The 11,602-nt window shown below is 44.0% G+C and carries 12 protein-coding genes, 8 tRNA genes, 1 riboswitch and 1 other annotated feature; all 20 genes read right to left on the reverse strand.

Annotation, left to right across the window (positions count from 1 at the left end):
* Positions 1-189: 189 nt before the first annotated feature.
* Positions 190-828 carry a bifunctional phosphoribosyl-AMP cyclohydrolase/phosphoribosyl-ATP diphosphatase HisIE gene (hisIE, locus tag AB5754_RS10675; RefSeq protein ID WP_368251867.1) on the reverse strand — a complete coding sequence of 213 codons (639 nt, stop codon included), beginning with the start codon at positions 826-828 and terminating at the stop codon, positions 190-192.
* Positions 829-854: 26 nt separating this feature from the next.
* A complete protein-coding gene (gene hisF, locus AB5754_RS10680) occupies positions 855-1,610 on the reverse strand; it encodes an imidazole glycerol phosphate synthase subunit HisF (RefSeq protein ID WP_368251864.1) in 756 nt (251 codons plus the stop codon).
* The gene (hisA, locus tag AB5754_RS10685) at positions 1,607-2,329 is read right to left on the reverse strand and encodes a 1-(5-phosphoribosyl)-5-[(5-phosphoribosylamino)methylideneamino]imidazole-4-carboxamide isomerase (protein WP_368251865.1); all 723 of its coding nucleotides are present in this window, start codon (positions 2,327-2,329) and stop codon (positions 1,607-1,609) included. The genes hisF and hisA overlap by 4 nt, the downstream gene beginning before the upstream one ends.
* Complete coding sequence (hisH, locus tag AB5754_RS10690; RefSeq protein WP_311834102.1) at positions 2,326-2,949, reverse strand: imidazole glycerol phosphate synthase subunit HisH; 624 nt, start codon at positions 2,947-2,949, stop codon at positions 2,326-2,328. The genes hisA and hisH overlap by 4 nt, the downstream gene beginning before the upstream one ends.
* A gap of 16 nt (positions 2,950-2,965) precedes the next feature.
* Positions 2,966-3,556 (reverse strand): imidazoleglycerol-phosphate dehydratase HisB, encoded by a 591-nt coding sequence (gene hisB, locus AB5754_RS10695; RefSeq protein WP_368251866.1) that lies wholly within the window; start codon positions 3,554-3,556, stop codon positions 2,966-2,968.
* A gap of 15 nt (positions 3,557-3,571) precedes the next feature.
* Positions 3,572-4,615, reverse strand: a complete 1,044-nt coding sequence (gene hisC / locus AB5754_RS10700; RefSeq protein WP_368252446.1) for a histidinol-phosphate transaminase — start codon at positions 4,613-4,615, stop codon at positions 3,572-3,574.
* Positions 4,616-4,618: 3 nt separating this feature from the next.
* Positions 4,619-5,893, reverse strand: a complete 1,275-nt coding sequence (hisD, locus tag AB5754_RS10705; RefSeq protein WP_368252447.1) for a histidinol dehydrogenase — start codon at positions 5,891-5,893, stop codon at positions 4,619-4,621.
* The gene (gene hisG / locus AB5754_RS10710; protein WP_368252448.1) at positions 5,890-7,452 is read right to left on the reverse strand and encodes an ATP phosphoribosyltransferase; all 1,563 of its coding nucleotides are present in this window, start codon (positions 7,450-7,452) and stop codon (positions 5,890-5,892) included. Before hisG ends, hisD begins: the two co-directional genes overlap by 4 nt.
* Positions 7,453-7,524: 72 nt before the next feature.
* Positions 7,525-7,759 (reverse strand) — a binding site (T-box leader).
* Between the two features lie 103 nt (positions 7,760-7,862).
* Positions 7,863-8,483, reverse strand: a complete 621-nt coding sequence (gene thiE / locus AB5754_RS10715; protein ID WP_368252452.1) for a thiamine phosphate synthase — start codon at positions 8,481-8,483, stop codon at positions 7,863-7,865.
* Positions 8,479-9,309 carry a hydroxyethylthiazole kinase gene (locus tag AB5754_RS10720; protein ID WP_368252449.1) on the reverse strand — a complete coding sequence of 277 codons (831 nt, stop codon included), beginning with the start codon at positions 9,307-9,309 and terminating at the stop codon, positions 8,479-8,481. The genes thiE and AB5754_RS10720 overlap by 5 nt, the downstream gene beginning before the upstream one ends.
* Positions 9,275-9,820 carry an energy coupling factor transporter S component ThiW gene (thiW, locus tag AB5754_RS10725; RefSeq protein ID WP_368252450.1) on the reverse strand — a complete coding sequence of 182 codons (546 nt, stop codon included), beginning with the start codon at positions 9,818-9,820 and terminating at the stop codon, positions 9,275-9,277. Before thiW ends, AB5754_RS10720 begins: the two co-directional genes overlap by 35 nt.
* Complete coding sequence (gene tenA, locus AB5754_RS10730) at positions 9,807-10,493, reverse strand: thiaminase II (RefSeq protein WP_368252451.1); 687 nt, start codon at positions 10,491-10,493, stop codon at positions 9,807-9,809. Before tenA ends, thiW begins: the two co-directional genes overlap by 14 nt.
* A gap of 151 nt (positions 10,494-10,644) precedes the next feature.
* Positions 10,645-10,734, reverse strand: a riboswitch (TPP riboswitch).
* 95 nt (positions 10,735-10,829) lie between these two features.
* A tRNA-Pro gene (locus AB5754_RS10735) sits at positions 10,830-10,903 on the reverse strand.
* Between the two features lie 19 nt (positions 10,904-10,922).
* Positions 10,923-10,996 (reverse strand) — tRNA-Arg (locus AB5754_RS10740).
* Between the two features lie 13 nt (positions 10,997-11,009).
* Positions 11,010-11,095: transfer RNA gene (locus AB5754_RS10745), tRNA-Leu, on the reverse strand.
* A 17-nt stretch (positions 11,096-11,112) separates the two neighbouring features.
* Positions 11,113-11,184 (reverse strand) — tRNA-Gly (locus AB5754_RS10750).
* A 10-nt stretch (positions 11,185-11,194) separates the two neighbouring features.
* A tRNA-Thr gene (locus AB5754_RS10755) sits at positions 11,195-11,267 on the reverse strand.
* 4 nt (positions 11,268-11,271) lie between these two features.
* Positions 11,272-11,353, reverse strand: a tRNA-Leu gene (locus AB5754_RS10760).
* A gap of 8 nt (positions 11,354-11,361) precedes the next feature.
* Positions 11,362-11,434 (reverse strand) — tRNA-Lys (locus tag AB5754_RS10765).
* A gap of 3 nt (positions 11,435-11,437) precedes the next feature.
* Positions 11,438-11,510: transfer RNA gene (locus tag AB5754_RS10770), tRNA-Val, on the reverse strand.
* Positions 11,511-11,602 lie beyond the last annotated feature (92 nt).

Here is an 11,602-nt window from a genome sequence, read left to right on the forward strand (position 1 = left end):
GCTCTTTGATAGGCTCCTTCATCAATCACACCCAGACACCCCGGGTCAAAGGGAGCATAGGAATGAGACGTAAAGCCTAAATCAGTCATCTGCAACTGCAAAGCAGCCTGTGCCATTTCTTGTAAAGTATTTTTCCCATCGCACCAAGTGGAATGAGTATGGGCATTGGAATAAAACATCGGCAGCCTCCTATTGTAAGGTTTCTTGCTTCACTTTTTTGTCCACTACTTGCCGTTTACTCAACTCTGCCAAAATTTCAGCAGGAGTAATCTTATTATTCGCCATTAAAACTAAGAGGTGATAAATCAAATCGGCAATCTCATAAGTGGTCTCTTCTTTGCTTTCTTTCATGGCGCCAATGACGACTTCGGTTGCTTCTTCCCCGATTTTTTTCAAAATCTTTTCGTTTCCCTTGGCAAAAAGATAACTGGTATAGCTCTTTTCTTGAGGATTTTCTTTCCGATCCAAGACTAATTTATACAAGTCTTCTACAGAAAAGTTTTGGTGATCCGCAGACTTAAAGACAGCTTTCGTAAAGCAAGATTCACTACCGGTATGGCAAGCAGGACCGGCTTTAATGACTTTAGCCACCAAAGAGTCTTGATCACAGTCAGCAAGTAATTCCACCAGTTCTTGGGTATTGCCACTGGTTTCCCCTTTACGCCAAAGTTCTTGACGACTACGGGAATAAAAAGTCATTTGTTTTGTTGCCAAGGTAGCCTCCAGACTTTCTTTGTTCATATAAGCCACCGTTAATACTTCATTGGTATAAAAATCTTGAACCACACAAGGAATCAGTCCTTGGGCATCAAATTTTAGTTCTGTGATGTTCATCTTTTTTTACCCCTTTCGATTTACAAACGCACAGGAATGCCTTGGTCTTTTAAGTATTTCTTTAAGACGGGAATAGGAATTTCATCATAGTGGAAAATAGATGCAGCTAAGCCTGCATCTATCTGAGGATTTTCGAATAAAGCTTTAAAATCGGCCTTTTTCCCGGCGCCTCCAGAAGCAATAATCGGCAAACTCGTCACCTCAGCTACAGCTTGCAATAAAGACAAATCAAACCCATTTTTCACGCCGTCAGTATCCATACTATTGATTACCAATTCCCCAGCGCCTAATGTTTCTCCTTGAACAATCCACTCCAAAGCGTCCAGCCCAGTATCTTCCCGGCCTCCTTTGGTAAAGACGTGCCAAGCTTCCCCCACCCGTTTAATATCCACGGACAAGACTACACATTGAGAGCCGTATCGCAACGCACCTTCTTGAATAAGCTGAGGATTACGCACCGCTCCAGAATTAACGCTGACTTTATCAGCACCACATTTTAACACTCGGTCAAAATCCTCGATGGTATTAATCCCGCCACCGACTGTTAAAGGGATAAAAACTTGGGCAGCTACCGCTTTTAAAATATCCGTAAAGATTCCTCTGGCTTCAGAAGAGGCGGTAATATCATAAAAAACCAATTCATCAGCGCCTGCTTCATTGTATTTTTTCGCCATGGCAACCGGATCAGCCACATCTTTTACGCCTTCAAAATTGACCCCTTTGACTACGCGACCGTCTCGTACGTCTAAACAAGGAATAATCCGTTTCGAAATCATGATGCCCCTCCTTTTGCCACAGCAAGACAGTCTTCCAAGGCTAATTGACCACTGTACAGCGCTTTACCCACAATGGCCCCATAAGTATTCACCTCGGCTAGTGCTTCTAAATCAGCCAATGTAGTCACCCCACCAGAAGCCACGATATCAAGACCTAACTTGTTTAACTGTTGGTAGAGTTTGGCATCAATGCCCTTGCCGGTACCATCTTTCGCAATATCCGTAAAGATAATCGTGGAACAGCCCCACTCCCCTAATTGCTGGCAAAAATCATCCGCTCGCGTAGTAGTGGTCTCCAACCAGCCTTCCACCGCCACCATCCCCGCTCTAGCATCGACCCCTACCGCAATTTGATTGCCGTATTTTTTCAGCATAGCTTGAGTGAAAGCTGGATCTTTTTGGGCAATGGTGCCTAAAATTACTCGCTTCACCCCAATGTCCAGCACTTCATAAATATCTTGCTCACTGCGAATGCCACCGCCTAATTCCACAAAAAAATCTGTCGCGGCAACGATTTGACGGACAATTTCAAAATGAACCTTGGTTCCTGCTTTGGCGCCATTTAAATCTACCAAATGGAGATGGGTGGCACCTTTTTCTTGGAAACTTTTAGCAAAAGCCACCGGATCATCCCCGAAAACTTGCTGCTGGTCATAGTCTCCTTGATAAAGACGCACCACTTTTTGGTCTAATAAATCAATCGCTGGTAAAATAATCATGCCCTAACCTCCCCAAATGCTCGTAACAAGGCAAGTCCCACCTTGCCGCTTTTTTCTGGATGAAACTGAGTTCCATAAACATTGTCTTTTGCTACAATGCCAGTGATTTCCACCCCATAGTCACTCGTAGCGACTAAGTTTTCTTCACAATCTGTGGCGTAAAAACTATGAACATAATAAAACTGATCTTGGTCGTTCACGTATTTCAACAACGGATTTTCCTGTTTAATCCTAATGGGATTCCAGCCAATATGGGGTACTTTGAGCTGGATACCTTCTTTATCAAAACTTTCTTTCATGGAAACAATGCGACCGGGAATTAAACCTAATCCTTGATGATTGCCAAACTCCTCACTAGAATCAAACAACAACTGCATCCCTAAACAAATCCCTAATAAAGGCTTACCAGTAGCGGCCAAATCTTTTAAAACTACATCAAGCCCTGTTGCTTGTAATTTTTCTAAGGCATCTCCAAAAGCTCCTACTCCCGGTAAAATCACTTGATCTGCCGCTTTTAAACGGGCCACATCACCAGTAATTTCACTGGCTAAGCCTAATGCCTGTAAAGAACTGCTTAAACTAAATAAATTGCCCACACCATAATCCACAATTGCAATCATCTGCTAGACTCCCTTCTTATAAAATCGTCCCCTTCGTTGAGGGAATCTCCTCTGGCGCTGCCAAATTAATCGCCACCGCTTGAGCCAATGCTCGGCCAAAACCTTTAAAACACCCTTCCACAATATGGTGGCTATTTTTACCAGCCAGCTGTTGCAAATGAATCGCTGCCCCAAGCTCTCTTGCAAAAGCGATGAAAAATTCCTCCACTAATTCCGTATCAAAGCCACCGATTTGAGCAGCGGGAATTTCCAGTTGCAAACAAGCAATCCCCCGGCCACTAATATCCAATGCCGCTAAAATCAACGCTTCATCCATAGGCAACAGCATACTGCCATAGCGAATAATCCCCCGACGATCCCCTAGACATTTTGAAAATGCCCGACCAATGACAATTGCGACATCCTCTGCGGTATGGTGTCCGTCTACTTCCACATCCCCATCACAGATTAGTTCCAAATCAAAACGGCCGTGGCGGGTAAAGAGTTCCAACATATGGTCTAAAAAACCAATTTTCGTTTGAATCTTATGCTGACCGCTACCGTCGATATTTAACTTACAAGTAATCTTCGTTTCTGTTGTATTGCGGGTAATCTCTGTTTGACGCATCGTCTTTCCTCCCTTTTATGACAATAACTCTTTTAACGTGGATACTAAGGTATCCATTTGACTTCTAGTGCCAATGGTAATTCGTAAATAATCTTTGATTTCTGGCTGATTAAACCAGCGGACTAAAATTTTCCGTTCTTTTAACGCCGGATAAAGAATCGCCCCGGACACCGGCCCTTTTACAAAAAGAAAATTGGTCTGAGAATCCAAAACTTCAAAGCCTAATTTTTCCAAAGCTTTCTTGCTCCAAGTGCGAGTTGCTATTGTTTCGTTTAAACATTTTTCATGATAATCCCGGGATTGTAAGGCAGCTAAGCCACAAGCAGCCGTCATAGAGTTAACACTATATGGATTAAAGCTGTATTTCATTCGCTGCAAAATTTCAATTAAAGCTGGTTGAGCCACTGCATAACCAAGCCGGGCCCCTGCCAATTGCCAAGATTTGGAAAAAGTGCCTACTACTAAGAGATTGGCATACTCTTTTACGTAAGGTACTAAGGATTCGCCACCAAACTCCACATAAGCTTCATCCACAATCACCAATCGCTCCGGCTGTGCTTGTACCAGTTGTAAAATGGCTTCAGCAGGTAAGCCTAAACTCGTTGGTGCATTGGGATTCGCTATGACAATGGTTTCCGTCAAATCCTGATAATCCGCTAAATTTATGGATAAATCGGCATTTAAGGGAATCACCCTGGTGGTCAGGCCATAAAGTTTGGCAAAAACGCTGTAAAAGCCATAACTAATCTTAGGAAACGCTACTCCTTGGCCCATTAATGACTGAAAGCAAAAGGCCAAGATTTCATCACTGCCATTGCCCAGAAAAAGCTGGTCTGGCTCCACTGCTAAATAATCTGCCAGCTCTTGGCTTACGTTACTTAGCGTAGGGTCTGGATACAGCTGCAAGTTGCCCGCAGCTTGTCCTGCAGCTTCCACCACTTTTGGCGCTGGGGGATAGGCACTTTCATTGGTGTTTAATTTAATAAAACCACTAGTCTGGGGTTGCTCTCCCGGGACATAAGGGTCTAAATTTGCAATGCGGAAATCTAAAAACTTCATGAACTACTCCCCTTTCCGCAGACGAATGGAATTAGCGTGGCCCCCTAAACCTTCCGTTTCTGCAAATAAAATCACATCATCCGCCACGGCTTTCATCGCCGCCTCCCCATAGTACAAATACTGAGAATGCTTCACAAAATCAGCGACAGATAGCGGCGAATAAAAGCGGGCAGTGCTTTCAGTAGGCAAGGTATGGTTCGGTCCCGCTAAATAATCCCCTAGAACTTCTGGCGTGTTGTGTCCTAAGAAAACCGAGCCGGCATTTTCCACTTGATCCAACCAAGTAAAAGGATCAGCGACGGCTAATTCCAAGTGTTCTGGTGCAATTTCATTGGCGATTTGCAGTGCTTCTGCCAAATTTTCCACTAAAATAATCTTGCCGTTTTTAGCAATGGATTGTTCAATAATCTCTCGCCGTGGCAAGCGAGCTGTTTGAGAAGCGACTTCTTTAGCGGTAGCTTCGGCTAACTTAGGATCGGTGGTCACTAAAATGGCTTGGGCATTTACATCATGCTCTGCTTGCGCCAACAAATCAGCGGCTAAGTGATCCGCCTTAGCACTAGCATCCGCTACAATTAAGACATCACTGGGGCCGGCAATCATATCAATATCCACAGTGCCGTAGACTAAACGTTTGGCCGCAGCTACATAGATATTTCCTGGTCCGACAATCTTGTCCACTTTTGGTACCGATTCAGTGCCGTAAGCTAAGGCTGCCACAGCTTGAGCGCCCCCAACGCGATAGATTTCATCCACTCCCGCAATGCTAGCAGCCGCTAAAATTGCCGGATTAACGCTGCCGTCTTTTAACGGAGGTGTTACTAAAACGATTTTTTTCACGCCGGCAATTTTTGCGGGAATCACGTTCATTAAAACGGTGGAAGGATAGGCGGCCGTACCGCCGGGAACATACACCCCCACTTTCGCTAAAGGAATCACCCGTTGCCCCATGACCGCACCTTTTCTCGTCATCATAAAGCCTTGGGAAACTTGTTTTTCGTGAAATTCACTAATATTTCTTTTGGCAACTTTTAAAACTCGTAAAAATTCTGGGTCTACTTGCTCTAGTGCTGTGGCAATTTCTGCGTCTGAAACCCGCAATTCACTGATTACAGCGCCATCAAATTTAGCGGAATAATCAATTAATGCAGCATCCCCTTTTGCTTTTACTCTATCTAAAATCTCTTGGACTACACTGGCATAATCACTGGTTTCTGCCGTATTGGTTTTTACTAACTCACTGATCTTTTGCTTTTTTGCTTCAATAATTGGAATCATTTGGTTTCACTCACTTTCTCCACCACTTCAATAATAGCCGTCTTTTTAAAACGCCAGCTTGCGCGATTAACAATTAATCGGGCGCTGGAAGTATCAATTTCTTCCAAAACTGCTAAGTCATTTTCCCGCAATGTATTTCCTGTCTCCACAATATCTACAATCACATCAGACAAGCCTACAATCGGTGCCAGTTCTATAGAACCATTTAAATAAATTAAATCCACTGGCTGACTGCGATTGGCAAAATATTTTCGGGTAATATTGGGATACTTAGTAGCTACTCGCAGCGGCCTAGTGCCATCTACTACAAAATTCTTCGGCCCCGCTACGGCAATGCGACATTTTCCTAACTCAAATTTCAACAGATCAATCACATCCGCCTTCGTCTCTAATAAGATATCCCGACCCACAATGCCGATATCCGCTGCTCCGTGTTCCACATAGCTGGCCACATCACTAGGTTTGACTAAGAAAAAGCGCATCTGCTTGTTTTTATCTTCAAAGACCAGTTTCCGAGAATCATCTAATAAATTTCCTGACACCAACTTCGCATCCCGGAACAATTCGTAGACAGCTTGTCCCATCCGGCCTTTAGGTAAGGCAACATTTAACCACGGTGTTGCTTTGCTTTCCGGTTTATCAGGACAACGCTCTAACATATCCAAATGAATCCCAAAACCAATGGCTTGTTGGCTTTTATCCAATGCTTTCAACAAGCCATCATATCGCCCGCCAAAGAGCAAAGCTTGAGGAATGTTTTCAATAAACCCTTGCAAAATCAAGCCGCTGTAATAATTGGTATCATTTACAGTGGAGAGATCAAAGAGCAATTGCACTTTTTCAGGCAATGCGACTTCTTGTAAGGACTGAACTACTTGAGCTAATTCGGCTACCGCTTTTTGGGCTGCCGGCCAGTCTGCCACCACACTCTCTACTTGAGGCAGCATAGTAAACAAATCTCCTGAAAGCTTCATCATGGCGATCATCTGCTCAATTCGCTCTTTTGCTACACCATCTTCCAGTGCCAGTTGAGCTAGTTCCGGTAAATTTTTATTTTTAATACGAGTAAAAACTTTTCCCCGTAACGGTGTGCTAAACAAATCTAAAATCGCCGTAATCAAACCGCTGTGGGAGAGTTCCAGTTTTCCGGGACCGATCTTTGCTAGCGATTGTAGTGCCAACAAGACCACTTTTAGCTCGGTTTCTTGGTCCACCTCCCCTAAGACTTCAATACCCACTTGGTTGATTTGTCGATATTCATCGGATTTGCGAATATGACGGTAGACATTTTCATTGTAATAAACTTGGCGACTGGCTCCAGAAGGCGTGTTTTTCACAATGGATAAAGTCACATCGGGATTTAAAGCCAATAGGCGACCGTCACTTCCGGTAAACTTAATCACGTCGCCCCCAGATAAAAAGTTTTTTTGCTCCAAATAAAAGCGGTAATCCTCAAAACTAGCCAAGCGCAAAAACTGATAACCTGCCTCTTCATACAGCTCTCGTAGTTGCAAGGCAATTCTTTCTTCTTTTCGTAAAATCTTATCTTTCAGCTCCATGTCGCCCCTCCTAATTCTTTATCCCCATAAAATCCTTAAAAAAATATAAAAAAAAGCCCTTTGGTACTCCTACCAAAGGACGTCAATAACGTGGTTCCACCTTTTTTTATTTCCATTTTCGCAAACGGAAATCTCAACGAGTCATCAAACAATGACCGCAGCGCTATCGGGCTAACCCGGCTCTTCCTACTTTATTCAGAAGGGCAACTCCAAGATGTGTTTCACCGCCTGCTACCGACCTTTTTCCACCAACCAAAGGCTCTCTAAACAACTACCAGACTGCTACTCTTCTTGTCTTCGTCTTAAATATATGAGGTTGTGTTAAATTGTACGAGGAATTGTCTGAAAAGTCAATAATTATTCATAAATTTTTTACTTACTTTCTGTTTATCCTGACGAATTGCCATGGGTTATCCCAGCAATTCTTGAATGTTACTTTTCAACTGACGAACTTTTGCAGCTACATCCTTTGCCTGCATAATTTCTGACACCATACAAATCCCTTGAATCCCCACATTTTGAAATTGATTCAAATTGGTTTCTTTAATCCCGCCAATAGCCACCACTGGTAAAGACACCGCCTTACTAATCTCTGTTAAAGTAGCAAAACTTGTCACTGGGGTTGCTTTGGTTTGAGTAGGAAACATGGCACCGACACCTAAATAATCCGCCCCCGCATCACAGGCTTCTTGACTGCGGGCTATGGTCTTGGCAGAAACCCCCAGAATTTTGTCCGGTCCCAAAAGTTTACGGCAAACCGCCACTGGCAATTCATCGTCGCCGATATGTAACCCGTCCGCCTCTACTGCCAGACAAATATCCAAACGGTCATTGATGATCAAAGGGATTTCATAAGCTTCTGTGATTTTCTTTACTTTCAATGCCAATTCATAAAAAGCTCGGGTAGTTGCCGTTTTTTCTCGTAGCTGAACCACCGTCACCCCGGCTTGACACGCTTCTTCTATAATCTCTAAAAAACGCTCTTGAGAATAATCATACCGCTCTGTTACTAAATACAACGAATAATCAATCTGTTTCACTAGGTTGCCTCCTAATCTGTTGCCACCACTTTGTATCCATTAATAACGAAAGCTGATTCAACGTTTCACTGCGAAAAGCTCCTAATCCCAAAGCTTCCTTTGCCTGTTCTCCACAAAGATTTAAATAGCTAACTCCTGTCACTGCACTGGCTAATGCACTCACTCCAGAGCCTAACAACGCTGCAATTATCGCCCCTAATAAATCGCCACTGCCGGTAAAGCGGTCCAATTGTGGGACACCATTGCTTAAAGTATAAGAACTCTCAGAAGCAACGACTAAATCAGTGGGTCCCGTAGCTAGTAATACGACTTGATACTGACGAGCTACTTTTTCCATTACGGTTTTTAATTCAGCCAAAGCCATAGGGGTCTGGTCCTCAAAACTTGCGTCCACTCCCCGCGCTCTACTGGCTAATCCACAAAAGGCTCGCATTTCTGAAAGATTGCCTTTAATCACAGCAGGTTGTTTTTTAATGATTTCCCAAGCCAAGTCATAGCGCAATTTAGTCGCCGAAACCCCCACTAAATCCAAAACAGCCGGCGTCTTCGTCTGTTGGGCAAATGTAGCCCCTGCCACTAAAGCTGTCACTTTTTCCGGTGAGATATGCCCCAGATTTAATAACAGACTATCATTTTGAGCAAAAAATTCCGGAAATTCCCGGGGGTCATCTGCCATTAATGGTTTGCCATTCACATAAAGCAAAGCATTCGCCATGGTCTCACAGGTAATTTCGTTGGTAATACAATGAACTAAGGGAACTTTTTTCAAGGGCAAAGCCACCTTAATTTCTGCTAATAAACGTTGATAATCTGACATGATTCTCCCTCCTAAAAAGTTCCTGTACTCGTTTAAAGACTGACAACCTCTTGAGTTTATACAACACCATTAGCCCCATGGTACCACCGATTAAAGTAGCCCCAATAAAGCGAGGTGTATAGATAAACCAGTATAGCCCTTGACTGCTGCCAGTAAACCAGACCATCACCGGATAAGAACATAACGAACCAATTATTCCCGTACCGATGACTTCTCCTACCATGGCCCAAATAAAACCTCCGCCCCATCGATAACCCACTCCGGCCAATAGTGCCCCAAACACTGAGCCGGTTAAAGCTAACGGGGGAATTCCCAACATCGTCATGCGAATCATACCACAGACTGTCGCCATAATCACAGCGTAAACGGGACCTAATAAAACCCCAGCTAAAACATTCATGACGCTAGACATAGGCGCCATCCCTTCAATGCGCATGAGAGGCGATAAAACCACATCTAAAGCAATCATAATCGCCACTGCTGTAAGTTTTTGCAGTTTATTTCTTTCCATTGTTCACTCCTTGAGGCCAGGATTCCAAGGTCATGGCCATTTCCCAAAACTGATATTCCATTTGACTGCTGATCAAAAAAGCTTGGAGCATCTTTTCTTGTTGAAGGTGAGTAGACGCTGATGCCAAACGGTCTAAAATTTCCCGTTCCCGCTGTAGCTGTTGCGCCCCAGCTTCTGTGGCATAAGTAGCAATCCAGCGTTGGTATAGCGGTTCCGGGGAGCCGAGGGTCACTAATTTGGTGCCGATTTCCTGATACAACCACGGACAAGGCAACATTCCGGCGCAGGCAGCTACTACATCGCCTTCTGCCAGTTGACGATACAAATGAGAGATGTAGTGATAAGCCGTGGGAGCAATTGCAGTATCCCTAATCTCCTCTGGGGTAATTGCCAATTCCTGGAAAAACTCCTTACGAATAAATAATTCTCCTTCTGCCAAGTTTTGGCTATTTTCTTTCATCAATTGCCGAATCTCACTATTTTCTGTCTTCTGGGCAATCAAATCATAGAGTTTACTAAAATGTTCCAAATAATAGCGATCTTGCAATAAATAATAGCGAAAAACACCTTTATCTAAAGTGCCAGCTTGTAATTGCGTCACAAAATCATGGGTAAAACTTCCCTGCCAATAAGGATCAGCTATCTTCCTTGCTTTTTCCGTAAAAGTAACCATCATTTCCTCCTATTCTTTAACCAACAGCCACTAAAAATCAAAAAGCCCCACTTGTTTAGAAGCAAACAAGTGGGGCTAAAGATCCTCTCTAAATTTAAAAATGCACGTAATCATCTTTGCTGATTGCGTGCATAAATAAGCCTAAAAAGGTTGTAATCCATAGACATTTTCCTGCGTCAGTCCTAACTGCATCAGGTTCAATGGGTATAATCTCAGCTAACTAGCACCCCAAATGTTTCGCTATTCAATTTTTCAAAGTATAACACACTTTTTCAGTTGTTGCTATACACAAAAAACCTCAAAGTATTTCTACTTCGAGGTTTCCACATAATATAATCGGGAAGACAGGATTCGAACCTGCGACCCCTTGGTCCCAAACCAAGTGCTCTACCAAGCTGAGCTACTTCCCGAGGGTATAAAAAAAGACTACGCGCCCAAGAGGAGTCGAACCCCTAACCTTTTGATCCGTAGTCAAACACTCTATCCAGTTGAGCTATGGGCGCAATATTTAATTAATGCCGAGGACCGGAATCGAACCGGTACGGTGATCACTCACCGCAGGATTTTAAGTCCTGTGCGTCTGCCAGTTCCGCCACCCCGGCGGGTGACAAAGCATAAAAGCGGAAAACGGGGTTCGAACCCGCGACCCCCACCTTGGCAAGGTGGTGCTCTACCACTGAGCTATTTCCGCGTGTTGGTGATGCCGGCTAAAGGATTTGAACCCTCGACCCTCTGATTACAAATCAGATGCTCTACCAACTGAGCTAAGCCGGCTTGATGCGGGTGAAGGGACTTGAACCCCCACGCCAAAAGGCGCTAGATCCTAAATCTAGTGCGTCTGCCAATTCCGCCACACCCGCAATTACAATGAGCCGTACAGGGCTTGAACCTGTGACCCTCTGATTAAAAGTCAGATGCTCTACCAACTGAGCTAACGGCTCGTATGGGGGTTAACGGGTTCGAACCGCTGACCCTCTGCTTGTAAGGCAGATGCTCTCCCAGCTGAGCTAAACCCCCATATCGAAAAAAACAGCGTGGCGACGTCCTACTCTCACAAAGGGAAACCCTTCACTACAATCGGCGCTAAGAAGCTTAACTTCTGTGTTCGG

The sequence above is a fragment of the Enterococcus sp. 2201sp1_2201st1_C11_2201SCRN_220225 genome (genome assembly GCF_040925905.1).
Classification (GTDB): domain Bacteria; phylum Bacillota; class Bacilli; order Lactobacillales; family Enterococcaceae; genus Enterococcus_C; species Enterococcus_C asini_A.

Bases quoted from the DNA above. Each gene is read 5' to 3' on its own strand.
- hisA (WP_368251865.1), bottom strand. From the start codon at position 2,329: ATGATTATTTTACCAGCGATTGATTTATTAGACCAAAAAGTGGTGCGT.
- hisG (WP_368252448.1), bottom strand. From the start codon at position 7,452: ATGGAGCTGAAAGATAAGATTTTACGAAAAGAAGAAAGAATTGCCTTG.
- AB5754_RS10720 (WP_368252449.1), bottom strand. From the start codon at position 9,309: ATGTCAGATTATCAACGTTTATTAGCAGAAATTAAGGTGGCTTTGCCC.
- thiW (WP_368252450.1), bottom strand. From the start codon at position 9,820: ATGGAAAGAAATAAACTGCAAAAACTTACAGCAGTGGCGATTATGATT.
- hisF (WP_368251864.1), bottom strand. From the start codon at position 1,610: ATGATTTCGAAACGGATTATTCCTTGTTTAGACGTACGAGACGGTCGC.
- hisH (WP_311834102.1), bottom strand. From the start codon at position 2,949: ATGATTGCAATTGTGGATTATGGTGTGGGCAATTTATTTAGTTTAAGC.
- hisC (WP_368252446.1), bottom strand. From the start codon at position 4,615: ATGAAGTTTTTAGATTTCCGCATTGCAAATTTAGACCCTTATGTCCCG.
- hisB (WP_368251866.1), bottom strand. From the start codon at position 3,556: ATGCGTCAAACAGAGATTACCCGCAATACAACAGAAACGAAGATTACT.
- hisD (WP_368252447.1), bottom strand. From the start codon at position 5,893: ATGATTCCAATTATTGAAGCAAAAAAGCAAAAGATCAGTGAGTTAGTA.
- tenA (WP_368252451.1), bottom strand. From the start codon at position 10,493: ATGGTTACTTTTACGGAAAAAGCAAGGAAGATAGCTGATCCTTATTGG.